The sequence below is a fragment of the Endozoicomonas sp. ALC013 genome, assembly GCF_049310205.1.
GTDB lineage: Bacteria > Pseudomonadota > Gammaproteobacteria > Pseudomonadales > Endozoicomonadaceae > Endozoicomonas.
This window is the reverse complement of sequence record NZ_JBLYNS010000075.1, coordinates 1-25,887: the sequence shown is the minus strand read 5'-3', so window position 1 is coordinate 25,887 and position 25,887 is coordinate 1. Positions and strand designations below refer to the sequence as shown.

At 49.1% G+C, this 25,887-nt stretch carries 18 protein-coding genes and 1 pseudogene; 13 read left to right on the top strand and 6 right to left on the bottom strand.

Annotated elements, in window-relative coordinates; translation table 11 throughout:
• Positions 1-109 (bottom strand): annotated as a pseudogene (locus ACO6V1_RS14390) (hypothetical protein); the annotation flags it as partial.
• 56 nt (positions 110-165) lie between these two features.
• On the opposite strand from ACO6V1_RS14390, the gene ACO6V1_RS14385 reads away from it, so the two are divergent.
• The 3 genes from ACO6V1_RS14385 to ACO6V1_RS14375 all read left to right on the top strand — a co-directional run bounded on the left by ACO6V1_RS14385 (position 166) and on the right by ACO6V1_RS14375 (position 2,628).
• Positions 166-1,110 (top strand): AarF/UbiB family protein, encoded by a 945-nt coding sequence (locus ACO6V1_RS14385; RefSeq protein WP_422462313.1) that lies wholly within the window; start codon positions 166-168, stop codon positions 1,108-1,110.
• Between the two features lie 51 nt (positions 1,111-1,161).
• Positions 1,162-1,854 (top strand): hypothetical protein, encoded by a 693-nt coding sequence (locus tag ACO6V1_RS14380; protein ID WP_422462311.1) that lies wholly within the window; start codon positions 1,162-1,164, stop codon positions 1,852-1,854.
• A gap of 78 nt (positions 1,855-1,932) precedes the next feature.
• Entirely contained in the window at positions 1,933-2,628 is a 696-nt protein-coding gene (locus ACO6V1_RS14375; protein ID WP_422449578.1) for a hypothetical protein, read from the top strand.
• 75 nt (positions 2,629-2,703) lie between these two features.
• On the opposite strand, the gene elbB is transcribed toward ACO6V1_RS14375, so the two are convergent.
• Both elbB and ACO6V1_RS14365 read right to left on the bottom strand, forming a co-directional pair.
• Entirely contained in the window at positions 2,704-3,372 is a 669-nt protein-coding gene (elbB, locus tag ACO6V1_RS14370; protein ID WP_422467326.1) for an isoprenoid biosynthesis glyoxalase ElbB, read from the bottom strand.
• A gap of 567 nt (positions 3,373-3,939) precedes the next feature.
• Positions 3,940-6,270 (bottom strand): hypothetical protein, encoded by a 2,331-nt coding sequence (locus tag ACO6V1_RS14365; protein ID WP_422467324.1) that lies wholly within the window; start codon positions 6,268-6,270, stop codon positions 3,940-3,942.
• Between the two features lie 483 nt (positions 6,271-6,753).
• On the opposite strand from ACO6V1_RS14365, the gene pcnB reads away from it, so the two are divergent.
• From pcnB to ACO6V1_RS14325, 8 genes are all read left to right on the top strand, one after another.
• Entirely contained in the window at positions 6,754-8,208 is a 1,455-nt protein-coding gene (gene pcnB / locus ACO6V1_RS14360; protein WP_422467322.1) for a polynucleotide adenylyltransferase PcnB, read from the top strand.
• Positions 8,208-8,708 carry a 2-amino-4-hydroxy-6-hydroxymethyldihydropteridine diphosphokinase gene (folK, locus tag ACO6V1_RS14355; RefSeq protein WP_422467320.1) on the top strand — a complete coding sequence of 167 codons (501 nt, stop codon included), beginning with the start codon at positions 8,208-8,210 and terminating at the stop codon, positions 8,706-8,708. The genes pcnB and folK overlap by 1 nt, the downstream gene beginning before the upstream one ends.
• Before the next feature lie 125 nt (positions 8,709-8,833).
• A complete protein-coding gene (panB, locus tag ACO6V1_RS14350; RefSeq protein ID WP_422467318.1) occupies positions 8,834-9,628 on the top strand; it encodes a 3-methyl-2-oxobutanoate hydroxymethyltransferase in 795 nt (264 codons plus the stop codon).
• Between the two features lie 16 nt (positions 9,629-9,644).
• Positions 9,645-10,496: a pantoate--beta-alanine ligase gene (panC, locus tag ACO6V1_RS14345; protein ID WP_422467316.1), complete on the top strand. Its 852-nt coding sequence runs from the start codon at positions 9,645-9,647 to the stop codon at positions 10,494-10,496.
• A 140-nt stretch (positions 10,497-10,636) separates the two neighbouring features.
• Positions 10,637-12,289 (top strand): glucose-6-phosphate isomerase, encoded by a 1,653-nt coding sequence (gene pgi, locus ACO6V1_RS14340; RefSeq protein WP_422467314.1) that lies wholly within the window; start codon positions 10,637-10,639, stop codon positions 12,287-12,289.
• 246 nt (positions 12,290-12,535) lie between these two features.
• Positions 12,536-13,540: an adenosine deaminase gene (add, locus tag ACO6V1_RS14335; protein ID WP_422462307.1), complete on the top strand. Its 1,005-nt coding sequence runs from the start codon at positions 12,536-12,538 to the stop codon at positions 13,538-13,540.
• Positions 13,541-13,765: 225 nt separating this feature from the next.
• Positions 13,766-14,200 carry a helix-turn-helix domain-containing protein gene (locus ACO6V1_RS14330; protein WP_422467312.1) on the top strand — a complete coding sequence of 145 codons (435 nt, stop codon included), beginning with the start codon at positions 13,766-13,768 and terminating at the stop codon, positions 14,198-14,200.
• Between the two features lie 391 nt (positions 14,201-14,591).
• Entirely contained in the window at positions 14,592-16,916 is a 2,325-nt protein-coding gene (locus tag ACO6V1_RS14325; protein WP_422467310.1) for a hypothetical protein, read from the top strand.
• Between the two features lie 56 nt (positions 16,917-16,972).
• On the opposite strand, the gene yciH is transcribed toward ACO6V1_RS14325, so the two are convergent.
• The 3 genes from yciH to mutM form a co-directional block, all read right to left on the bottom strand.
• On the bottom strand, positions 16,973-17,308 hold the full coding sequence (gene yciH, locus ACO6V1_RS14320) for a stress response translation initiation inhibitor YciH (protein WP_269672497.1): 336 nt from the start codon (positions 17,306-17,308) through the stop codon (positions 16,973-16,975).
• 107 nt (positions 17,309-17,415) lie between these two features.
• Complete coding sequence (locus ACO6V1_RS14315) at positions 17,416-19,110, bottom strand: hypothetical protein (protein WP_422449588.1); 1,695 nt, start codon at positions 19,108-19,110, stop codon at positions 17,416-17,418.
• A gap of 156 nt (positions 19,111-19,266) precedes the next feature.
• Positions 19,267-20,082, bottom strand: coding sequence for a bifunctional DNA-formamidopyrimidine glycosylase/DNA-(apurinic or apyrimidinic site) lyase (mutM, locus tag ACO6V1_RS14310; protein WP_422450533.1), 816 nt, complete (start codon positions 20,080-20,082; stop codon positions 19,267-19,269).
• Between the two features lie 191 nt (positions 20,083-20,273).
• On the opposite strand from mutM, the gene ACO6V1_RS14305 reads away from it, so the two are divergent.
• Together ACO6V1_RS14305 and ACO6V1_RS14300 are read left to right on the top strand one after the other, a co-directional pair.
• Positions 20,274-23,093 (top strand): DUF1601 domain-containing protein, encoded by a 2,820-nt coding sequence (locus ACO6V1_RS14305; protein ID WP_422449589.1) that lies wholly within the window; start codon positions 20,274-20,276, stop codon positions 23,091-23,093.
• Between the two features lie 94 nt (positions 23,094-23,187).
• A partial coding sequence (locus ACO6V1_RS14300; protein WP_422467308.1) for a DUF1601 domain-containing protein occupies positions 23,188-25,887 on the top strand: 2,700 nt, incomplete at its 3' end.

The window sequence follows — 25,887 nt, the reverse complement described above, 5'->3', positions numbered from 1 at the left end:
TATGGGTCTCGGCATTCAGAGGAATGCGACCGACAGCCAGCTTGAACATGGGGTCCTTCCGCAAATGGTTGCTGTCATTGGCATCCTGATAACCGCAGGCCATTTGCAGCACTCTTTGCGTCAGAAGATCCTGCATGGAATGGTCAATACAGGATTGATGTCGTTTTGGCTAACAATCCTGAAATACCTGTTACCGTTCCGAGATCAATCCTGGATAAAGCCGGATGTAAAGCTTATTCAGTGGAACGCCATATTGAAACAGGAACGATACGCTCCTGCTTTGAAATTAAAAAAGATGAAGAATCGCTGGTGGCCAAAGTGGTTCCGGACTGGAAAGCCAATGATTTGGCAGCAGGGTTAAAATCCATAAGAATGCTGCTATTTTTCATGCCAAAAGAAATTAGAATGGCCATCCGGGAAATGACTAATCCATTGATCCGGCAGTGCAATCTTAAAGAAGAGAAAAAGAACCAGGCTGCATTCAAAGAAGCACTGGAACAAACGGAACAAACAGTAAGACTTGATACTCTCTTGCCACAGGCAACCAAATTAACCTTCAGGGTGCCAAAGATAACCGAAGCAGTTGACGCTGATAACCTGCTGATCATGGAACACCTTCAGGATGGGCATGCGTTGAATACATTGATCAACCCGGAAAACCAGCAGTTGCGGTCAGAAGTCTACCAAAGGTGTTTTGGTGTAAATCTGGTTGATGATGATCTTTTCAAGTCTGTACTGGATAAAGTTCATTTTCAGGTACAGGAAAAATGGTGTGAGCTTGCCTTAGGGCATGGCATTGTTCATGGAGACTGTCACCCTGACAATATCATGTTAAGTTTCAAACCCGATGGCCACATAGATGTCTGGTTTAACGACTTCGGCAATTGCATCACGCTCACAGAAGCGCAGCGGACTCAGTACCCTGACACTGCTCACCTGCTGAGTAACCTGGCTGATCCATTCACACCTGAAGCAATGGATCAAACCAGGTTAGACCGACTGGTAGACACTTTATCTTGGATTAACGGGATTGTTGGGTATCAGAAGGAGGCTGTTAGTCCCCATCTGGATTCTCAGACATTATCAATATGGAACATTTTTGCCGGTTAGTTGTCCAATCATAGTATATTCCTCTGAATGAAATATTAATGGTGATCTAGCATGAAAAGCTCAGCTCCGGTTGGTGAATTACCCCCTTTTCCGCCCTCTCCTTATTGCGTAGGGGACAGAAAGGATTCTGATAGCACGCAAGCTGTTAGTTTAGCTAAAATTATGATGCGATATTGCTCAAACTCCAAGGGCGAACTCAATAAAGACAAGTTATCCGGTCTTCTGGGCAAGACAGTCAAGTATATTGCTGAGAATGCCGGAGTGGAGCTGCCATCAATTGTCAGTGGTGGTGCGGAACAAAACTCAGCCAGCAATAACCTGACAAATCCTGACCGTTGGGAATGGAATAATTGGGAGAGTAGGTTATTCAGTACGGAAGGATATGGCTTGAATGTATTGTTGCATGTCCGTTATCGCAAACTCGTTTTTGACATACTTAGTACCTATATAGGGGCTGATGAAGATAAAATTCGTGCTCTTTTTCAGCACCCACTATTTGAAGAATCATTGCGGGCAGGGGATCTCAAAACAGATATAACATCTCTCGACTTCAGGGGCATTCTTCAGAAACACCAAGGTGCTTCAACTTCAAAAATATTAGGTGAACTGTTGACTATCTGCGCAGGTGGGCCTAAAACGTTTCTTCAGCTTAAGCCCACAGGGTTGATCAAATCAGCCATTGCATTGGGCTATCTGCCGGAAGAAGGCATTGAAAAGATTTTTAACTTGACAGCGGAGACATAAATATATGATTAGCGGTCCGCTGAGAATATTCACAGCCTGAGCATATTCGTCTGAATCAAATACCCGGGGACTTCTGATATGCATCCTTCAGCTGGAAAATCACCCTTTTTGCCATCCTCAGTTGATCGTGCAGAAAGTACACATAATCCTGATAGCCGTGCAGTTGTTGCAAAGGGTACAAATCCTGACAGCAGTGCAGCTGTTGTATTCGGACAAAGTATTATCCGGTATTGCAGTGACGGTAAGCTCAATCCCTATGGCGAGTTCAATCTTAATAAAGAACAATTATCCCTCCTTCTGGACAGGGTGATCAATTATATTAAGGATCAAACCGGAGTGTTGCCATCGGTTGTCAGTGGTACTGCGGCAAATAAACCAGCCAGCAATAACCCGACAGATCCTGACTGTTGGGACTTGAATCGGTGGGAGAGTGGCCTTGGCATTAAAGATATGCCTTGCAGACATCGCAGCGTTATATGTTTAATACTGGGTGCCAATATAGGCCGTGATGAAGGTAAAATTCTTGCTCTTTTCCAGCACCCAATATTTGAGGATTCATTACGGAATGCAAAGATCCCCATAAATACATTAGAATCTCTCCATGTCAGGAACTTTATTCAATTAAAGGACTGCCCCTCAATATTCGCTAAACTGCTCGATTTTTACGGGGAGCAAGGCGATATTAAGCCCGCAGGGATCATCAAATCAGCCATTGCATTGGGTTATCTGCCGAGAGAGCACATTGAACGGCTTGTTCAAGCTGCTCGCAGGTAAAAATATGAAAAGCGAACGCCAGAGAATATTCACATCTTGGTTAACTACTTATATTCCCGGGCTTGAAGCTGATCATCAACTGGTCATTGACAGCACTTTAGTGACCAGCTTGCCAATACCTGCGGCAGCCTCACTGATATTTTGTGCCAACATATAAGCTGGAGTGGTCACCAGTTTATGGGGCTCATCAATGACAATTTCATCAACTGCACAGGGCTGGTGAGTCACTCCGGTTTGCTCCATTGCCTCGGCAGTTGCTGCATCATTACCAATGGTTGCCCTAACGCCTTCGGCAAAAATACGACCAGCCATTGCCGGAGCAATGCAGATCAGGCCAATTGGCTTACCGGCTTCCGCGAACGCCTTAACGGCAACCATCATATCAACCTGCACACGCAGCTCAGCGCCTTTAAACGCAAAATCCGACAGGTTTTTCGCTGCCCCAAAGCCACCCGGAACAATCAGGGCATCAAAGTCAGCGACTTTCAAAGCTGCCAGGGGTTCGATATTCCCCCGTGCTATTCTGGCGGCCTCCACCAGAACATTTCGCTGTTCCTGACTTTCTTCCCCGGTCAAATGGTTAATGACGTGGTGTTGATTAATATCAGGAGCAAAGCATTTATAGGCTGCTCCCTGCTGTTCAATACTCAGTAGCGTTAATACTGATTCATGAATTTCAGCACCATCATAGACACCACACCCGGAGAGAATGACGGCGACTTTCTTCTGATGATTTGAACTCATTAGCGTATTCTCCTATCAATATATTCATTTACACATCGCACAGAAGATCTCCTGAGAAAAAGGACAACTTTCTATCAGAGCCTCATTGCAAGTCTCGACTGTTCTATAAAGTAGCTCTTATCTCAGCTCAACAATAAATCATTTTAGAGTCAATAGATGGGGGTGTCCGGGAGGCTGTTCTAAAATAGACTACCCTGGGAGGCTGTCCGAGAATAGACTGCCCTACTGCGGTGGCAGCAAATTGGTCTAAAAATTCGGAAATTTTTAGCAAATAGAACCACTATTCACTAAAAATTTCCAACTTTTTATCCTCAATTTTCTGCCATCCTCGCTACGGGCGCTATTCTCGGACAGGCTCCCAGGCGGTAACTGCTCCTGCATTCACATGGTCGTGCAGAGAATTAAACAAAAAAATCCGTTTTGTGCGACAAATAGAACCTATATTCACCTCACAAAACGGAATCTTTACCCTCAATTTTTTGTCCCCCCTTCCTCAGGAGACACCCGGATGGATGATTTTACCGGGCAACCTTCTGGAAGAGGGTCTTCAGGATGGGCACTATTTTTTCAGTTGCCCTCATCGACTTCCATTGCCTCTTCACCCGTCAGGTTGGCAGGACTCAGTGCCTTGTCCATCAACATGATTGACCAGGCCTGGCCGGTGGCTCCTCCACCATAAACGACTATCTCCTTCTTCTCCCCGGATTCCCCGGATTTCACGGATTCATACGTGTTATACCATTCATGTAATCCATTGCGACGTTCACCTGCCTCGTGCAACTCCAACAACAGCTCTTTAACCTCTGGAGTACTCTCCATGTGATTGGTCAGAGCATCAATTATCCGATATTCGATCTGCGGCCATACCAGGAAACCTTTGCTTTTGATCAGCATGTCTTTTTCGTGAGCGTTAGCCATATTGATGGGAGAAAACACCTTCAGGCCAGCTTTCGTCAGTTGTGATCTGATCAGTTTTACCACCGCCGGGTGATCTTCCGGTTGAATCAGCCCGTTTTCAATAGCCAGTGCCAGCCCCTGCAGGTTGACTTCCTTACCCTCCAGAAAATCCTTGTTGGCATTAACCAGTGGGGAGATATATTCCATGGGTTTGTTCATGGACTCGCGGCCTGTGGGATTATCCGAATGGACAAAGTCCCTCGGGTCAAATTTGCCGTCCTGGTTATAGAGGAAGGTTTCTTTAATCAACTGTTTGAACTTCGCCAGTTCATCGCTGACGGCCTGCGGATTATCATCAAGCAGGGCGGAAATAAAGCCGGAAACGGGTGTTGTCCCGGGTGGGAAATATTTACTCAGTTCGATCTTGAGCTGGGGGCCGATCTCTTCCAGATGATGGGCCAGTCCGGTGAAGCCCTGATAGAGAAAACAGGCATTACTGCACAGCAGTTTCTGATACATCCAGGTGTCGAGCATATCGCGGTTATCGCCACCCTCAGGCAAGCCATTGGCCGGGTCCAGTACTTGTTTATCAAGGTAAGCCATGGCATGGGCAAGGTTGGGAACCAGTTTCCGGACGTCGTCCTTTTGCTCCTGAGTGCCGGCAAGTTCCAGCAGTTTGGTCATGGAGCGAATAAAGTGAATTTCACTGTCGGTGGTGCCCGGTGTTAATGTGCCGAGGGTATCGGTCAGTAAGCCCCTCAAGGTATGGGTCGGATTGGGTACACCCGGGTCACCCGTATCTTTCGCCATTAGGTAGTTAGCATAAAGCTGGTTGAGTATGGTCTTCAGTTCTTCCGGTGCGATGGTTTTCAGGGACTCCGAATCCAGAGTGGGCAGGGTGATCTCGGGGAATTTTTCTTTCATATAGTCACGCAGCTTGTAGTACCAGCCATTCCCGGTGTCTCCCCCCAGCACCCGCTGATAGACAAATTCGCTCAAATACGGGTCTGGAATCACTACCTGAGGAATCAGTCCACTGTCGAACTGCTTGCTGGCAATGGATGCCAGAGAGTCCGTCAGCTTTTTGTGGGCCTCAGGGCGGGTGACGTCTTGTTTGCTCAGGGTATAGACCATAATACCAAAATCACGCATCCATACTGTTTGCCCATAGCGATCCCCAAGGGATGCAGGCAGCCCCCGACTGATCAGGGATTGCTTCAGGGTCTGGACGAGTCGCAGTTTATCTTCACCGCTCTGTTTACTGATGAAATCGTTCACGGCGTTCTTGACTGCCTGAGACAGTCCCTGCTTACGGGTCAGGCGATCATCGGTATATATCCGCCAGTAGTCCCTGACGCCTTGGTCTTTCAATTCCTCTATCACCCTCTGGCGCAGGCCTGCAACCTGTGGCTCCGGCACCGCGTCTTTTGCGTCACAACCATCTCTGTGACCAAATATCATCAAGTTGAAAGCTTCTTTCTGTTTTGCATTGAGGGTGTGATAATGGGATTTGAAATCGTAAACATCTGCATCCGGACCCAATTCTTTGCGGATCTCGTCCGTCATCATGCTAATGCGCTCTTTATTGACCCGAACAGGGATCTCTTCGGACTCTCCGTAGTAAGATTTGCCGTCGATTTCAATGCAAGCGCCGGCAACGTCGACAAGTCCGTCAGGTTTGACCCGCAGGCCATTTTCAAAACTGATATAGACTCTGGGCAATACCTGCTCAATAGAAGCATCCTGAAGCAGATTTCGCTCGGCCATCATTTCCTTGACCACATCAATTCTGCTGGTGGCACCAAATTTGATGTCGTCGCCCACCGGCTGGGTAGGCGTTAGCAGTCGTTCTATGGGAGGTTTGATGTAAACAGTTCTCTGATTCGAACCGAAGAATTTTTTAATAACGTCATCACCGGCATCCACTTTCTCCTTGTTTTTTGTGGTGTGCACCAACAGGTATTGGTTACCACCAAACAAGCCCGAAGCTTCGATACTCATAATTACTATCCTCTCGTTACGTTGTGAAAAGTTTTATGGACGTACCGACAACTCTGACAAGTAGAAAAGTGATTTGTTCCCAGTACCAGTGAAGAAATAGAAGTACGTAAATACCAGTTGTAATTAATTATTGGTACATCGTCTGGTAAAATTTCTGGCCGGAGATGTTCTGGTCAGCACTCCGGTGGCAACTGGTACTGAATTTTCAGTTCAGGATTTTTTCGGGTTGCCGACTGTGAAATTTCTGAATCACGGTAACTTTTTTATTGATAAAAACCGACAACAGTTGTCACTGGTGTCAAGACAAATGGAGTGAAAACAGCGGCGGTGCTATGATAAGCGCTGATCCTTACGGACCTACCCTTCAGGTCAAGTTGATCAGGCAGGTCAAAGCCACAAACAACCACGGTAAGCCACTTTATCCATGCAATTTTTTTCACAACTTAAACAAATCCTGCAAACCCTATGATGCCAGGTACCGGAATGTACAGTTTTATAACAGCAATGGCTGTCCTGGTGCTTGGAGGCACACTTATTTTCTGGCTCATGCGTAACAGAAATCGGTCAAAACGCCACCGGCCCACATTTGATGTAACGGGCGACCCGCAGAAAACCGTTATCCCCCGGGATAAACATCCGGTTTCCCGTCGCTACATCAATGACAATGCGCTCAAAGTTATTAACCGGTTAACCAGCCAGGGCTATGAAGCTTATCTGGTGGGGGGGTGTATCCGTGATCTCTATCTTGATCTTCACCCCAAGGACTTTGATGTCGCGACCAATGCCAGTCCTGAAGACGTCCGCAGGCTGTTTCGTAATTCCAGACTGATTGGCCGACGTTTCAAACTGGTTCATGTGCTCTTCGGTCGTGAAATGATTGAAGTAGCCACCTTCCGTGCCACCCATGAACAGCACCATGGTCAGGAAAAGTCCCACCACTCGGAATCCGGAAGAATTCTTCGGGATAATGTTTATGGCACCATGGAAGACGATGCCATGCGCCGGGATTTTACCGTTAATGCCCTTTACTACGATGGGCGTGACTTCAGTGTTGTGGATTTCTGCAACGGGGTTGATGACATTCGCACCGGTACCCTGCGGCTGATTGGCGACCCGGTTACCCGTTACCATGAAGACCCGGTTCGCATGCTCAGGGCCATACGGTTTGCGGCTAAACTCAATTTCACGATGGCACCGGAAACCGAGCAACCCATTCGGGATCTTGGGCAGTTGTTGCACGATATTCCAGCTGCACGATTGTTTGATGAGGTTCTGAAGCTGCTGCAGTCCGGTCAGGGTGTACGTACGTTTGAATTACTGCAGGAATACCAGTTGTTTGGTCCACTGTTTCCAGCAACAGCGCATTGCTTGCAAGAACAGGACAGACTTGCCGGTCACCTGATCATTGAAGCATTGGACAGTACCGACAAACGAGTCAGACAGAATCGTCCTGTGACACCAGCGTTCCTGTTCGCCGCACTTTTATGGGCACCTATGAGGCGAATGGCCAGAGAGCTTATGGACCAGGGTATTCCGCCTGTTCCGGCATTCCAGCAGGCTTCCATGACGGTGATCACGAACCAGTGTCATCACACCGCGATTCCCCGCCGGTTCTCCATGATGGTTCGTGATATCTGGGATCTGCAGATTCGACTGGAACGCCGACAGCCCAAACTGATTGAAACCTTGCTGGAGCACCCCAAATTTCGTGCGGCCTATGACTTCCTGGTACTCCGGGAGCAAGCCGGTGAAAACCTGTCGGCGGCCGGTCAATGGTGGACAGAAATACAGGAACTGGATGAACATGGCCGTCATGCCATGATCCGGTCGCTTACCAGCCATGGCGGGCAGAAAAAGCAGGGCAATAAACGCAGACGGCGCAGGCGCAAGCCTCGCAGTGGTGATGCCTCGTCAGCACATCAGTCCGGAGAGTCCTGATGGCAGAAACCGCCTATGTGGCACTGGGTAGTAACCTTGAGCAACCAGACCTGCAGTTGCAGCGTGCCGTGGATGACATTGACAGTATGCCTCAAATAACGGTTGCTGCCTGTTCCAGGCTCTACCGGAGTGACCCGGTTGGCCCCCCCGGCCAGCCCGATTACTGCAATGCGGTGGTGGCGGTGAATACCACATTGACACCGCTCAGGCTGCTGGATGCCCTGCAGTCGATAGAAAACGCCCATGGTCGTGTGCGCTCGGTACACTGGGGACCGAGGACTCTGGACCTGGATATCATTCTGTTTGGCAATCGGTGTATTGAGTCAGAACGACTGACCGTTCCTCACTATCAGATGCGGGTTCGCAATTTTGTGCTGTGCCCTCTGCTGGATGTTGCACCGGATCTTGAACTTCCGGATGGTACTCTATTGCAGGCAATGGTGGATGAACTAGGGTACCAGGGGCTGAATGTTATTGCTGACCGTTATCCATGGTTTTAACAGTCTGACTTTGCAAACCCGCACTCTGGAAACAGGGCGGCCTGACCGTTGCGCCAAGCCCTTAACTGACAAGCATTCACACTTCTCGTATAATCCGCGACAGCAATTAATCAAGGTCTTTACCCATGGCTAAAGTCACCCTAAGTATCCTGTCCGAGATGAAAAAAACGGGTGAGAAATTCACCTGCCTGACGGCCTACGATTCCACCCAGGCTCACCTGGCCAGCAGTCAGGGCGTGGCAGTGATACTGGTTGGTGACTCCCTTGGCAATGTCTGTCAGGGACAAACCAGCACGGTTCCTGTTACTGTGGACGACATGTGTTATCACACCCGCTGTGTCAGTAGCAAAGCGGGCGACTCCCTGTTAATGGCCGACCTGCCGTTCGCTTCCTACACCAATGAGCAACAGGCGCTGGCCAACGCAACCCGTCTTATGCAGGCGGGTGCTGAAATGGTCAAGCTGGAAGGTGAGGCCTGGCTGGCACCCATTGTTACCCGCCTGCGTGAGCAGGGTATCCCTTCCTGCGTCCACCTTGGTCTGACACCACAGTCAGTGCATGTTCTGGGTGGCTACAAAGTTCAGGGTCGCGATGAAGCCCGCGCCAATGCCATGATTGCAGCCGCCATCGGGTTGGAAAAGGCCGGTGCCGCCATTCTGGTGCTGGAGTGCGTACCTTCGGTGCTGGCCCGGGAAATCACCCGTGCCGTTCAGATTCCGGTGATTGGTATTGGTGCCGGTGCTGACACGGACGGCCAGGTGCTGGTGATATACGACATGCTGAATATGACCGCCGGACGCAAACCCAAATTCGTGAAAAACTTTATGGCTGAAGGTGGTTCTGCCCAGGATGCTGTCGCTGCCTACGTTAAAGAAGTCAAGAACGGCACATTCCCGGGTCCGGAACACGGATTCGACTAAACGGAAAGTATCCATCATGCAAACTGTACACTCTATTGCTGAAGTTCAGGGTATCGTTGGCACCCGTAAATCGGCCGGGCTGCGCATTGGCTTTGTACCGACCATGGGTAACCTGCACGGTGGGCACCTGACCCTGGTGGAAAAAGCCAAAGAAAGCTGCGACTTTGTGGTGGTGAGTATCTATGTAAACCCCTTGCAGTTTGGCCCCAACGAGGACTATGACTCCTATCCACGAACCATGGAGCAGGACCAGCAGCTGCTGATGGATCACGGTGTTGATTTGCTCTACGCCGCCAGCACCCATGAAATCTATCCGGAAGGCAGCGAAAACCATACCCATGTGAGTGTCGATGTGCTGGACGGTATGCACTGCGGAAATACCCGGCCCGGTTTCTTCCGGGGCATTGCCACGGTGGTCACCAAGCTGTTCAACATTGTGCGCCCGGATATCGCGGTATTTGGCGAGAAAGATTTCCAGCAGCTGACCATCATTCGCAAAATGGTGCAAGATATGGTGATGCCGGTTGAGATTCTCGGTGCCTCAATCGCCCGTGAGCCAACCGGCCTGGCCATGAGTTCACGCAATGGCTATCTGACCCCACAAGAGCGCGGAGAGATAGCACCCACTCTTTATCGCTGCCTGACGCAAGCCAGAGACGCGATTCAGGCGGGCGAAACCGACTTTGACCTGCTGCGCAGAAATGCGTTTGCCCACATGGCCCAGGCCGGGTTCAAGCCGGATTACTTTAATATCTGCAATCCACAAACCCTGCTGCCCGCAACGCATAATGAGCAGTCACTGGTCATTCTTGCTGCTGGCTATTTAGGCAAAGCCCGATTGATTGATAATATTTACTTTACCCGGTAATGCTGTCGCCCACTGGATTCAGACGTCTGAATCCAGTGCTAATGGTTTTCCCGCTATCAATAAGTAAGGTATATTCCCCACCTCACTTATCCAATCTATCTGCCACCCTTATTTCCATCCTTATCTAATGAGGCAAGACAGTGATTAACTCAACTGCTCTGGATCACCTGCCCGCATCCAAAGATCTGGCGGCTCTGCAACAGCAAATGGCCAATACCCATCTGCGCAGCCTGTTTGCTGAAGATCCAAACCGGTTTGACCGCTACAGCCTTGAAGCTGCTGGCCTGTTTCTTGACTACTCAAAGCACCTGATTAACGACGATGTAATGGCATCCCTGGTAACGCTGGCGGAGCAGGCCAATCTGGCACAAGCCCGTGACGCCATGTTTGCCGGTGACAAGATCAACTACACGGAAAAGCGTGCGGTGCTCCATACGGCACTGAGAAGCTTTGGTGATGCTCCGGTGATGGTGGATGGTGAAGACATCATGCCCGGGATCCGCGAAACCCGTGCCCGTATGCAGGCCATGACTGAACAGGTTCACTCCGGACAGTGGCTTGGCCATACCGGCAAGCCCATCAAACACATCGTGAATATTGGTATCGGTGGTTCTTACCTCGGGCTCAAAACCGCGATTAATGCCATGACCCCTTACCACGTTAAGGGTTTTGAACATCACTTTGTGGCGAATATTGACCCTAACGAGTTGTCTGAAGTTCTGGGTAAAATTGATCCGGAAACCACGCTGTTTATCGTTGCCTCCAAGTCCTTTGGTACCCTGGAAACCCTGCAAAATGCCCAGGCGGCCAGAGCCTGGATGATTGCCCAGGGCTGTGCCGAGCAGGATATCCGTAAGCACTTTATGGCCATCTCCACCAACCTGAAAGCCATTGACCAGTTTGGTATCGCCCAGGAAAACACCCTGCCGCTGTGGGACTGGGTTGGCGGTCGCTACTCCCTCTGGTCCAGCATCGGCCTGTTGATTTCCATGGTGGTCGGCTACGACAACTTCGAGCGACTGCTAAAAGGCGCCCAAGCCATGGACCAGCACTTCTGCACAGCTCCTCTGGCAGAAAATATGCCGGTGATTGCCGGTCTGCTGGGCGTCTGGTATCAGAACTTTATGGGGGCTGAATCCCATGCTGTTATCTCCTATGACTACTTCCTGCGTGATCTGCCGGGCCACCTGCAGCAGGTGGATATGGAAAGTAACGGCAAGCGTACCCGTGAAGATGGCAGCACAGTTGCCTACCACACCGGATCAGTCATCTGGGGCGGAACCGGTACTAATGACCAGCACGCCTACCACCAGCTACTGCACCAGGGCACACGGTTAATTCCCGTGGACTTTATCGCTCCGGCCACCACTCATAACCCGATTGGCGAACAACATCCCTGGCTGTTTACCAATGCGCTGGCCCAGAGTCAGGCCATGATGCAGGGCAAAACACTGGAAGAAGTGCGGGATGAACTCACCGCTTCTGGTATGGATGCTGACCAGGTGGAACGTCTGGCTGCTCACAAGGTGATTCCGGGCAATCGTCCGAACAGTATGATTGTTCCTGAAAAGATCACACCGGAAACCACCGGTGCATTGATTGCCATGTATGAGCATAAAGTCTTTGTCCAGGGCACTATCTGGCAAATTAACCCCTTCGACCAATGGGGCGTTGAGCTGGGTAAAGTACTGGGTGATCGTCTGATTGAGAAAATTCGCGCCAAAGAGGAAACCACCGATCAGGACGGCTCAACCAATGGCCTGATCAGACGTTTCAAGCAGTTTAATCACTAACATCTGGTCGACTGTCCGGAATATTATGATTCCGGACATTGGTCTTATGGACTCGTTCCCGCGATCAGCTGTTGCCAAAAGCCCATAAAAGGGTCTTACCGCGTGGGTTCCTGAAGGAGCCGACATTCGAAACCGCCATGCACCCTGCTTTCTCCAATCCAAGGCCCTCGGGAACGCCTCCTTATCTGAAAAATCAGGTATCATAGAATCCCTTCACCTTTTGATCATAGAAATAAGTACAACGCCATGATTACACCAGCAATCCCCCTGACCGATATCCACCGTCATCTGGATGGTAATATCCGACCGGCAACCATTCTGGATCTGGGCAGGAAGAATAATCTCCAGCTCCCGGCAGACAACCTGAAAGACCTGATTCCCCATGTCCGGGTCATCAGCCAGGAACCGGACCTGGTCAGTTTTTTAAGCAAGCTGGACTGGGGCGTTAAGGTCCTTGCGGACTACGATGATTGCCGCCGGATAGCGTATGAAAATGTCGAAGATGCCATGAACGCCCGCATTGATTATACCGAGCTGCGCTTCAGTCCGGGGTACATGGCGATGACCCACGGCCTTGACCCCGAAGGTGTTGTTGAAGCGGTGATTGACGGCGTGACTGCCGGTAGCCGTGACTTCGGTGTGGCAACCAACCTGATCGGTATTTTGAGCCGTACCTTTGGCCAGGAAGCCTGCCAGAAAGAGCTGGACGCCTGCCTTGCATGCAAAGACAAGCTGGTTGCGATTGATCTTGCCGGTGATGAGCTGGGTAAACCCGGAGCGCTGTTTGTTGACCATTTCCGCCAGGTTCGCGATGCTGGCCTGCACATCACCATTCACGCCGGAGAAGCCGCTGGCCCGGAAAGCATGTGGCAGGCCATCAGGGAACTGGGTGCTACCCGCATAGGCCATGGGGTAAAAGCCATCTATGACCCTGAGCTGATGGATTATCTGGCAGAACATAAGATCGGTATTGAGTCCTGTCTGACCTCCAATATCCAGACCAATACCTTCCCCGATATTCAGAGCCATCCACTCAAGCAGTTTCTCGACCATGGCATTTTGGCCACCATCAACACGGACGATCCGGCGGTAGAGGGCATTGAACTGCCTCATGAATATGAGGTGGCGGCACCTGCGGCCGGGCTGACACAGGATGATATCCGCCAGGCACAGGAAAACGGTTTGAGTATTGCTTTTTTGTCTGATGAGGAAAAAGTTGCTTTGCAAGCCAAAGCAAAGAACCGTACCTGAAAGCTGTGTTATGTTCACCCACGTAGGCCGCATTGTGCAACTTGTTCTTTGATACTGTTCTTTATCTTGTTTGTATCGAGATTTCGATATTGAAATGAGTCTGTTTTGATAGGGTATATCGAAACATTCTTGCATTATCCCGATGGCTGTCTATGTTTCTGACACGCAAGAAAAAACCCGACTCAAACGGAGCAGCAACTCCTCGTCGGGTTTTCCTGTATAGCAATGAGCTACTGCTCAGGAGGCAGTATAGCAATGATTTCGTTTGCGTACACAATCGGGGTAATGAAAATGGTTCGTGTGCAAATAAATACCAAAGGACTCGGCAACCTCAATTCGACACAGAAATTTTTGCTGGTTGTACTGGCGACTTTTGCAAATTCAGACGGTGAATGTTGGCCAAGTCAGGGGGTGCTGTCAGAAATAGTTGGAGCCAGTCAGCCTACAGTCAGTGCGGGTTTAAAGAAATTGGAACAGGAACGGCTGATCGAAAGCTGTCACCGTAAAACCAAAAACGGGGGTAACGCCAGTAAAATTTACCGGATGCTGTTTGAGCCGTTTGTGTTCAAGCGTATCAGGGAAGAACAATACAATTGCTTCGGCCAGCGGATCGACGATCCTCGCATGACCGACACTTCATGGGCGGATGGTTTCGAGTAAGTGAGCATAACAACCGCATCCACAGGACTACGCCCGTGATGCAAGAGGATATACCCTGGTTCCCACGGTTCCCCGTGGGAATGCAGCCCCAACTCGCCGTCAAGGCAAACTCCCCGTTTAAACCCCACGACTCCGGGCAGAAACAGGTTGCTCTACATCCTGCGGGCTTCTGCTACCCCTTTAAGCAGGCATCCAGTCTGACACAGGATGTCCCTTTCCGACGAGCCGTTATCCAGCAACCAGCCCTGCTGCCGAGTAATTATCAGTAATTAGCCATGAGTGGTTCCGCAGTACCACTGCAAACAGAATAAAGATGATATCAAAGGCCAGAAAACGGCATTTTCTGGCACACAGAGGTTAAACGCCTGAAGGCAAGGAAAGGACAACGGTCATGGATTCTGAGCAAATACAAAAAGATTCAAGTAGTGAAGCGCTTGTCACTATTAATGGCCCATTCCATGCTGAGGCTAAGGCTCCGTCTGAGCAGATGACCGATCACCGCAAGCTTAAAGGACAGGTTGTGGCAGAACCTGCTGATAACGGCGGGCTGCAAGAGTATCCCGCTGAGCCGTGGGAACAGGATTCCAGAACCATAGAGCAGAGGCTTTTGTCTGACATCAGTGCACTGTCTGCGGCTGCAATCAGTGACAAGAGTGAACTCAGGAAAAAACTGTCAGAACTCTACAAAAAGGCTCATGAGCTGATGACCTGCTACAACCAGAGAATCCAGAGCCTGTTGATGGATGATCGTTTTTTATACCGGCACTCCTCTGAAATCTCAGCGTTCATGATCCGGGGATTAATGCCGCCACTGGAAAAGATAAAAAATCTGGAAAAAGCGCTCGCATCAACACGGAAAAAATCAGAAGAAGAACCCATCGAGCAACTACAGCAGTCGGCGGTGGATGAACTGGCAAACGTTGAGAATGTATTTAAAGAGGCCAAAAGTCGGCTAACCAGATATACCAAACCCTTAAAGCCGGCACAGATACTTCAGAAACAGTTAAGTCAACGCCTGGAACGGGAAGCGTCGGAGCTAAAGCAGCAAGTGCAGAACCCCGGTGTTACAGCCTCTTTGCATAATATGGCCAGCACCTCTGCTAAACCGATATCCACCATTAAGGTTGAACCTGCCCATGCTGCACCCTTGCCACACTCTCAGAGCCAGAAGCCGACATACTCAGCGGAAGATTTAGTATCACAGCCGCTAAAAGCACTGGCAATAACACTCGAGACTGACAGCCCTGAAACCGGGAAAAGAGCCAGCCAGTCTGTTATCCGTTACGTGGCGTCGGAATATCAGCGCTATGCTCCTCTCAGCCCTTTCCTGTCAGCGGCCGGACAGAAGAGTGAACGGTTGTCAATGAACCCTGATAAGGCCTGTAAAGCATGCCAGGATGCCCTTGCGCTGCTGGACAGTGTTTCATCCACTAACGAGCCGGAGCTTTCCCTGGAGGCGTTGACTCAAATCGACAAGGCCATTGGCAAACTGGCTTCTTTCGATAAAAAGTTGCCTGGTGAAGTCTGGCAGCTATTAACAGAGCTGACACCTGACCGGGGCAACAGTCGATACCATTTGTTAAACCTGTTGTGTCGTAAGCTGCTTTTGGATGGCCCCACACCGTTAACACAAAAAACGGTACTGAATAAATTTAAAGACGTTGGACAGCTGCTATGCCAGTCTGGAGAAAATACTGAAGATCAGGCGTTTGATCAGCAGTTTATCAATGTCTATGGTCCGATATTTACCTCACCATCCCACCTGAAAAAAACACTCAATGTGGTGAATAAACCCCATGAGACTCAGGCACTGCTGCAGATGTTCGCCCGCCAGAAAGCCGATGAACAGGCTCGCCTGGCAGAGATGATTGAGGCATTCAAAGTGATTGGCGATGAACAGAAGCTGGCGTGCCTTATGTCGGGAGCGGCCGCTTTTGACTGTCTGATAACCACAATACCGGAACAGCTGAAGTCAGAAATCAATGGATATCGCCCGGCTGAAACCAGCCAGACGCATAAGCAGTTAACCGACGCCGTACTCACAAAGTATTCGGATTATTACAAGACCACGGGGTTCATCCGGAAGCAGGCAGAAAACATCAACAGCGAATGCGAAAACAGCCAGTCTGAACACTCGACGATTCTCTCCCAGCTCAGCAGACAACTGACGGAAACACTGGCTTGCAAAGATAACCGGCAGGAAGCGCTACTGAACAACATAGATACCGAACTACAGAAAATCACCGATCATTCGCTGGTAAACGCACAGGCAAAGCAAGCTATTGCCGGGTGCCGGACACACATTCAGGAAGTAATTACGGAGAAGTCTCTTACCAACGACCAGGCCAGTAAGATCATCGCACTGTTTCTTGAAGTCCGGACCTGTATAGAGCAGCCCGATGCAGCTCAGACCGGGATCAGTAACGCTGATATTCCGCAAGCGCTTGTGCAGGCGATGGCATCGCTGGAAAGCGGCACCTCGGCAAAATGGTACAACCAGCTGTTCACCGGTCAACTGCAGGAACAAAGAACGAAAACGCTGGGAATTGTGCGTAACATTCTGGATGCCTGTCAGCAAACACGTGCAGCAACCATGTCAGTGGCCAGTTTTATTGAGATATCCGCCCTGGAGATGACCAGGGATAATGACGATCCACTGATCAAGCAACTGGGCACAGAGCTGCAGGCTTATGCTGACCGGCTGAAAACCGTTTGATTCCGTTCAGCCTTTACCACCACCGGCTGGCTTATTCTGTAGCCGACCGGTGTCTGTTACCCGCCGGATCTCTTGGCATCAAAACCCGCTTTTTTCAAATGTTCAACCATGATATCAACATGGTCTCCCTGAAGTTCAATATTACCCTCTTTAACCGCACCCCCGCCGCCACAGCGTTTCTTTAACTGCTTGGCAAACGCTTTCAGTTCATTACCTGACAGTGGCAGCCCGCTGATGACGGTGACCAGTTTACCGCCTCGCCCTTTTTTCTCCGGGCGGACCCGCACGTTGCCATCGCCCACCACTTCCGGTTGGGCGGCTTCTTCCTTGATTCGACCAACATCGGTGGAATAGACCAGTTTACTGTCCGAGCTACGTTGATAGTTGCTCATTGCTAACCTCTGGGTTCAGAAAATGATCTTTTTAACAAAAAAACAGTATCAGGTCTTGAAGAAAAAGCTGCCCCACAATTCTCCTCATTGTGCAGAGTGACCGATAATCAGGATGGTAAATGACAGTGAAGTACGTGGTCAGTGTCAGTCAACCAGCCGGTTACGCAGCAGTTTGGTATTCGAAAAGTATTCCTTGTTTGCCATAAATAAGACGTTTCATCATTAGCCAGGGATGCAGAGGTTAGCCGACAGGGTACAAACTCACCTAACAGGGGGCTTTGCAAAGTTTGAGCAGGGTTGTCTGAAACAGAAGGATCCTGACTATTGCAAGTTTCCAGGTAGGTGGTTAACAGCTCTTCGACTTTATCATGAACCGGGTTTATGGCTGCCAGAAGTTCAGAACGGGAAATCATTATATCAACAATTAATTTATTGTCGTCTGACCTGTTCCAGAAATAGTGCTGAAAATCGGCAAAAAAATCATCAAAGTCTGCTGTCTTGACGGAACTGTCAAAAAAATTATCCAGAAAAAATTGCCCGGAATAACTTTCGCTTAATTTAACCAGCTCTTGCTCAACCCTATCAAGCTCAGGCATATCTTCGGCTCCAGCCATACGCTTTCGGTCTTTCAGTCGTTTCATTATTGTTGAAAAAGCGTTTGCCTTCTCGTAATTAGTGATTACATCAATAAATTCACTTATTTCTTTTTTAATGACATCCGCTTTTAATGCCTCAGTAATTACCTTTATTTTTTTTCTGATCTCATCTTTGTCATCTTTATTTTCTACCTGCAATTGAAACTGGTTTAAAAGCGTTATGAATCGGTCTGTTTCCAGCTGAAGCTTCACCAATAAGGCATTGAAGTGTTCAAGATATATCACCTGTTGAACCTGTTGGGCGAAGTCCAAAATACCAATATCATTTTTCTCAACCCTGTGTCTGATCCCTTTCTTCAGTGTGTCGATTATGATCAAAAACACTTCGCGTTGTGCGGCCTGGCTGTCCATTACAGGGAGTTCATGATTTTTGTCAGTCACCAGCACTGCTTGTGTGCAACCGGGGTCTAGATGCGGGACAAAACCACCCCCTATGACCATTTGGAATGTTGCTCCGGTGACATCTTCACCAGACTCAGTGGTCAACACTGGATATTGGTATTTTTTTCTCTCTATGCAGGGCGGACAATTATACAACTCTTGATGCCTGACCTTTGGTGTAGACCAGCAGTCATGCCATCGTTTAATTGACATATAGTGGTGCTCATAGTCACTCGCGAGATATCCAGACAAACCATAGTGACAGTTTACGACTCCTTCGACTCCTTCGACTCCTTCTTTGTGCAACCCGATGCCCGCTTCAGCCATGTTTGCCGGAGACAAATGCCCTTTAAATGTACTGTCCCTTAACTGACCGTTGTCTGTGTAGTAGCTTTTTTCAAGCATGGATTTTACGGCATGAAAATCTTCACGTTGAACTGGAGTCAAGGCGTATATCCTTTTCTCTTGTAATTTTTTGACAATCCAATGAAAGTCAGGGGTTCGCCACTCATCGTTAACCACTATATAGCGGCTGGAAAAATCCATTTCTACCAGGCAACTGCTTGACCTGCACGAGTCAGCCAGGATGGGATGCTGGCAGGATACAGCCTGTACAACCCGTTGAGTTTTGGCAAAGTAGGCTCTACGGCCATAGCCCGTAGAATATATGTCCAGCTTGATGACATTACCAAACCCTTCGTAAGGTTTGTCTACCTGATACCGATTCCCCCGGGGATGATATTTGCCGTTAATTGTAAGATTCATCTATTTTCCATGACCCCGTCCTGGCAGCGACTTGAAATGACCTGTTTTCACTGGTTTGAGATGATATGCAAACAGTGAAGAATCTGACCATTTAAGCCCGTGACAAGTTCCTGATTTTTTTGCACGCAATAGTCGTTAACCTAATACTGTCGTTCATCACCGCTGGCAATGAGCACAATAACAGCTGCTCCGGTTCCCCAGTTTTATTGCCTTAATGGTTTTGCCGCACTTTATGCACGGCTGGCCTGCCCGGCCATAAACCGCCAGCTCCTGTTTAAAGTAACCGGGTTTGCCATCTCCCCCGACAAAATCACGCAAGGTGGTGCCGCCTTGTTCAATGGCTTTGGCCAGAGTCTCTTTGATGGCATCGACTAACCGTTCATAGCGGTTCAGAGAGATTTTGCCACAGGCCCGGTCAGGCCTTATCCCGGCTTTGAACAACGCTTCACTGGCATAAATATTACCGACACCGACCACTACTTTATTGTCCATGATAAACGTCTTGGCAGACTGGCTTCTGCCCCGGGACATTTGCCATAGACGCCGGGCCGTGAACTCACTGTCCAGCGGCTCAGGCCCCAAATGCTTGAGCAGCTTATGTTCATGGAGAGGGCGTGCAGACCAGAGAACAGCGCCGAAGCGGCGAGGATCTGTGTATCTTAACCGTTGGCCATCGGTCAGCAGAATATCGATATGGTCGTGTTTTTCCACAGGTGCATTGGTTGTTATCACCCTCAGGCTGCCGGACATCCCCAGGTGCAGAATCAGGTGGCCTGACCCGGTATCCAGCAGCAGATACTTTGCCCTTCTCTTTACCTGCCTGATCGTCTTGCCACTGAGGATTTGATTGATATTGTCAGGCACCGGCCAGCGGAGTCTGGGTTCACGGACGATGACTTCCTGAATGGTGTGACCTTCAATATGAGGCTTAATGCCTCGCCGGGTGGTTTCAACTTCTGGTAGCTCCGGCATGGTTGTCTGCTCCATTGATACGTTCAAACTGCTGCCTGTTGATGCCCTGGGAGGCTGTCCGAGAATCACCGGTCATCAAATCTGTTATCAGTTTTATCATACGCTAACTGGCAACCCTTCTGAATAATGAGCCTTGGACAGAACAGTAGTCTACTTTTTATATTCTTTACGGCTTGAATTCAGGAATAATCATGGATAGAGGTGGTGATGGTATAAGTTGGCAAGACACAACATCAGGTAATGATTATAAACAACCGGATGATCATCCCGGTTTTTCAAGGAGTGGGCGATACCGGCATGGCACAGTCAGGCAGGGGCATGCTTTACCCTACATCCCGAGGCGTAATGAATTTTATAATACTTCTGACGTATGCTCTTCTCACTGTCCACCAAGACACTCAGTAAAACCTGTTCATGAATTAAATGCGCTCATTATACGAGAAAAAATGGATTGGCTGGTGAGGTTATCTGCTCGTTACGGTGAGTACTATGATGGTAAAAAACACAGTCAATTTGCCACTTCAATTAAACAATACACATCAGCTTTGAAACGACCTTTAAATCTTAGTGAACAACGCCAATTGATACCATTGTTGCACGATTTTAAAGCGACACCCGGGTGGGCTTGGCGAGGCCTGACGACAACGCTTCATTCATTGACTACAGCGGGTGTTTTTACCCCTCATAAATACATGGATGAAGGGGTTAAGGAAGCTCAAGTATCTTTATTGTCAACTTTACTTGATACAGTAATACTTAAATGCAACCAAAAAAACGCAGCCAGTGATATTGATGCACAAGGTATCAGCAACCTGCTGTGGACCATGGCGAAACTGGTGGGCAACGGACTGGAGCTGGAGAAGACTGCGAAACTCAAAGAGGCCGTGGTCGCGCTGTTGCCCCATGTGAAAACCATAGCCGAATCAAAAGAAAAGAAAGACCACTTTAACACTCAAGGTACCGCCAACCTGCTGTGGGCCCTGGCGAAACTGGTGGACAACGGGCTTGAGCTTGCGCAGACACCGAAGCTCAAAGAAGCCGTGGCGGCGATGTTGCCCCATGTGAAAACCAAGGCCGAATCAAAAGAAGAGAAAGACCAATTCAAGCCACAGGAAGTCACCAACCTGGTGTGGGCCGTGGCGAAACTGGTGGACAACGGACTGGAGTTGGAGAAGACACCGATATTCAAAAAGGCCTTGGCCGCGCTGCTGCCCCATGTGAAAACCAAAGCCGAATCAAAAGAAAAGAAAAACCACTTTATTCCTCAACATATCGCCAACCTGCTGTGGGCCTTGGCGAAACTGGTGGGCAATGGGCTGGAGCTGGAGAAGACACCGAGGCTCAGAGAGGTCGTGGCTGCGCTGTTGCCCCTTGTGCAAACCAAAGCCGAATCAAAAGAGCAGAAAGACCACTTTATTCCTCAGCATATTGCCAACCTGTTATGGGCCGTGGCGAAACTGGTGGAGCATGGACTGGAGCTGGAGAAGACACCGAAACTCAAAGAGGCCGTGGCCGCGCTGTTGTCCCATGTGAAAAGCAAAGCCAAATCAAAAGAGAAAGACCACTTTATTCCACAGCATATTGCCAACCTGTTATGGGCCGTGGCGAAACTGGTGGAAAATGGACTGGAGCTGGAGAAGACACCGAAAATCGAAGAGGCCTTGGCCGCGCTGATGTCCCATGTGAAAACCAAAGCCGAATCAAAAGAAGAGAAAGACCACTTTAATGCCCAGCATGTCGCCAACCTGCTATGGGCCATGGCGAAACTGGTGGAGAATGGGCTGGAGCTGGAGAAGACAGCGAAGCTCAAAGGGGCCGTGGCCTCGCTGTTGCCCCATGTGAAAAACAAAGCCGAATTAAAACAAGAGAAAGACCGCTTCAACACTCAAACTACCGTCATCCTGCTGTGGGCTGTGGTGAAACTGGTGGACAACGGGCTGGAGCTGGAGAAAACACCGAAGCTCAAAGAGGCCGTGGCCGCGTTGTTGCCCCATGTGACAACCCAGGCCGAATCAACAAAACAGAAAGACCTCTTCATGCCACAGGAAGTCACCAACCTGCTGTGGGCCCTGGCGACACTGATGGACAATGGGCTGGAGCTGGAGATAACACCGAAGCTCAAAGAGGCCGTGGTCGCGCTGTTGCCCCATGTGAAAACCAAAGCCGAATCAAAAGAAGAGAAAGACCAGTTTAATCCTCAGCATATCGCCAACCTGCTGTGGTCCGTGGCAAAACTGGGTGAGGCCATTGAGCTGAACCTGGTTAAATCTACGTTCGATTCTCTTGTCGACCGAATCAGTGAAAGCCCTCAGTTCTCTCAACAAGGTATATTGATGTCTCTCTGGGGAGTCATGGTATTTTGTGCCAGGTTTTATCTTTATGATGGCAATAAAAGCTCACTTGAAAAGCACATAGGTGACCTGTTATCTCGCCTGGAAAATACATTCCCAATAGATACAGAGGATGAATCCATCGTTGGCATGGCTACCAGCTGGCTTGGAAGAGCGTGTCCGGTCGTCCCCCATTACCAGACAAGTATTTCACAATTTCAATCCACCTTTCGCGATCGACTGCAATCAAGCCTTCCGTCTTTGAAGATTGAAGAAGAAAAGAGTTTGAACTCATTACCTCCGGTTGACCTGCTACTGCCAGATTACAACATGGTTATCGACATTCAGGGACCTTCTCATTACGTGAGTGGTGATTTCAAAACCAGAAATGGTTCGACGTTGTTGAAAATTGCCCTGCTGCAGAAATCAGGATTTGAGGTCATTGAAATCCCGGTGAACAAGCTTGTGAACCAGAAGTCAATAAAAACAGTGATTGAGCAAGTAAAGACAAAGTTAGCCGTCCCGCCAGAGGCTCATGGCTCTGTGTCATTTAACAGGGAAGAGGAGTCGGCAGACGAGGCATATTTTACTGCCGAAGAGTATTTGGAAGAGCAAACAGATAAACCAAAAAGAAAAAGGAAGAGAAGAAAAGCCGGTAAAACTTATTTACATAAGCATTAATTAAACCAGAGTTTATAGACACTCAGGCAAGATGAACTATAAACAAGACAGCAGTCTACTTTTTATATTTTCCATGAACGAATGAAATATAAATATGGATAGAGCTGGTGCTGGCATAAGTCAGAAATACACGACATCCGGTAATGATTATAAACAACCGGAGGATCATGTCGGTGCTTCAGGGAGTGCGCGATACAGGCATGGCACAGTCAGGAAGGTGCATATGCCAATACGCTATACCCGGAAGCGTAATGAATTTTATCCTGCTTCTGATGCCTGCTCTGCTAACCATCCACCAGGGCATTCAATAAAACCTGTTCATGGTTTTAATGCTCTCATCACACCAGAAAAAATGGATTGGCTGGCGAGGATATCTGCTCGTTATGGTGACCGCGATGATGGTAGAAATCATGGTCAATTTGCCTGTTCAATCAAACGGTACACATCAGGGGCAAAACGACTATTAAATCATAGTGAACAACGCCAACTGATACCATTGTTGCATGCTTTTAAAGTGACACCCTGGTGGTCCTGGCGAAGTCTGACAACAACGCTGCATTCATTTACTTCAGCGGGTGTTTTTGTTTTTACCCCTCATAAATACATGAATGAGGGGTATGGGGAAACTCAAGCCGCTTTACTGTCAACTTTACTTGATGCATTAATACTTAAGTGCAACCAAAAACCTGAAACCAGGGATATTGATGCACAAGGTATCGCCAACCTGCTGTGGGCCGTGGCAAAACTGGTGGACAATGGGCTGGTGCTGGAGAAGACGCCGAAGCTGAAAGAGGCCGTGGCCGCGCTGTTGCCCCATGTACAAACCAAAGCCGAATCAAAAGTAGGCCACTTCAATCCACAGGAAGTCACCAACCTGCTGTGGGCGGTGGCGAAACTGGTGGGCAATGGGCTTAAGCCGGAGAAGATGCCGAAGCTGAAAGAGGCCATGACCGCGCTGTTGCCCCATGTGAAAACCAAAGCCGAATCAAAAAAAGAGAAAGACTACTTCAAGCCACAGGAAGTCACCAATCTACTGTGGGCCGTGGCGAAACTGGTGGACAATGGGCTGAAGCTGGAGAAGACGCCGAAGCTCAAAGAGACCGTGACCGTGCTGTTGCCACCTGTGAAAACCAAAGCCGAATCAAAAGAAGGGAAAGACCAATTTACTCCTCAGCATATCGCCAACCTGCTGTGGGCCCTGGGGAAACTGGTGGACAACGGGCTGGAACTTGAGAAAACACCGGAGCTCAAAGAAGCCATCGTCGCGCTGCTGCTCTGGGGGAAAACCAAAGCCGAATCAAAAGAAGAAAAAGACCACTTTACTCCTCAGCAAATCACCAACCTGATTTGGGCCTTGGCGAAACTGGTGAGCAACGGGCTGGAGCTGGAGAAGACAGCGATGCTCAAAGAATCCGTGCCCGCGCTGCTGAACCATGTGAAAACCAAAGCCGAATCAAAAGAAGAGAAAAACCATTTTATTCCTCAGCATATCTCCAACCTGCTGTGGTCGGTGGCGAAACTGGTGGACAACGGTCTGAAGCTGGAGAAGACAGTGAAGCTCAGAGAGGCCGTGGCCGTGCTATTACCCCATGTGAAAACCAAAGCCGAATCAAAAGAAGAGAAAGACCACTTTATGCCACAGGAAGCCGCGAACTTGCTGTGGGCCTTGGCGAAACTGGTGGAAAACGGGCTGGAGCTGAAAAAGACCGCGAAGCTTAAAGAGGCCGTGGCCGCGCTGTTGCCCCATGTGAAAACCAAAGCCGAATCAAAAGAAGAGAAAGACCACTTCAAGCTGCAGGAAGTCGCCAACCTGCTGTGGGCCTTGGCGAAACTGGTGGACAACGGGTTGAAGCTGGACAAGATGCCGAAGCTCAAAGAGGCCGTGGTCGCGCTATTGCCCCATGTGAAAACCAAAGCTGAATCAAAAGAAGAGAAAGACTACTTCAACACTCAAGCTGCCGCCAACCTGCTTTGGGCCGTGGCGACACTGGTGGACAACGGGCTGCAGCTGGAGAAGACCACGAAGTTCAAAGAGGTCCTGGCTCCGTTGTTGTACCAGGTGACAACCAAAGCCGAATCAAAAGAAGAGAGAGACCGCTTTACTCCTCAGCATATCACCAACCTGCTGTGGGCTGTGGCGAAACTGGGTGAGGCCATTGAGCTGAGTCTGGTTCAATCTACGTTCAATTCTCTTGTCGACAGAATCAGTAAAAAACCTCAACTCTCTGAGCAAGAGATATCGATGTCTCTTTGGGGAGTCATGGTATTCTGTGCCAGATTTTATCTGGACTCAGGTAGCAATGATAAAAACCCACTTGAAAAGCACATAGGTGAACTTTTTTCTCGCCTGGAAAATACATGTCCGGGCATTATAGAGGTTCAAACCGTCACTGCCATGGCCGCAAGTTGGCTTGGAAAAGCGTGTCCGGTGGTCCCCCATTACCAGATATCCATTTCAGAATCACAATCCACTTTCCGCGATCAACTCCAATCAAGCCTTCCGTCTTTGAAGATTGAGGAAGAAAAGAGTCTGAACTCATTACCTCCGGTTGACCTGCAACTGCCAGATTACAATACGGTGATCGACATTCAGGGACCTTCTCATTACGTGAGTGCTGATTACAAAACCAGGAATGGTTCAACGTTGCTGAAAATCGCCCTGCTGCAAAAATCAGGATTTGAAGTCATTGAAATCCCGTCGAACAAGCTTTGGAAACAGGATTCAATGAAAATAGTTATTGAGCAAATAAAGGCAAGGTTAGCCGTCCTGCCAAAGGCTCATGGCTCTGTGTCA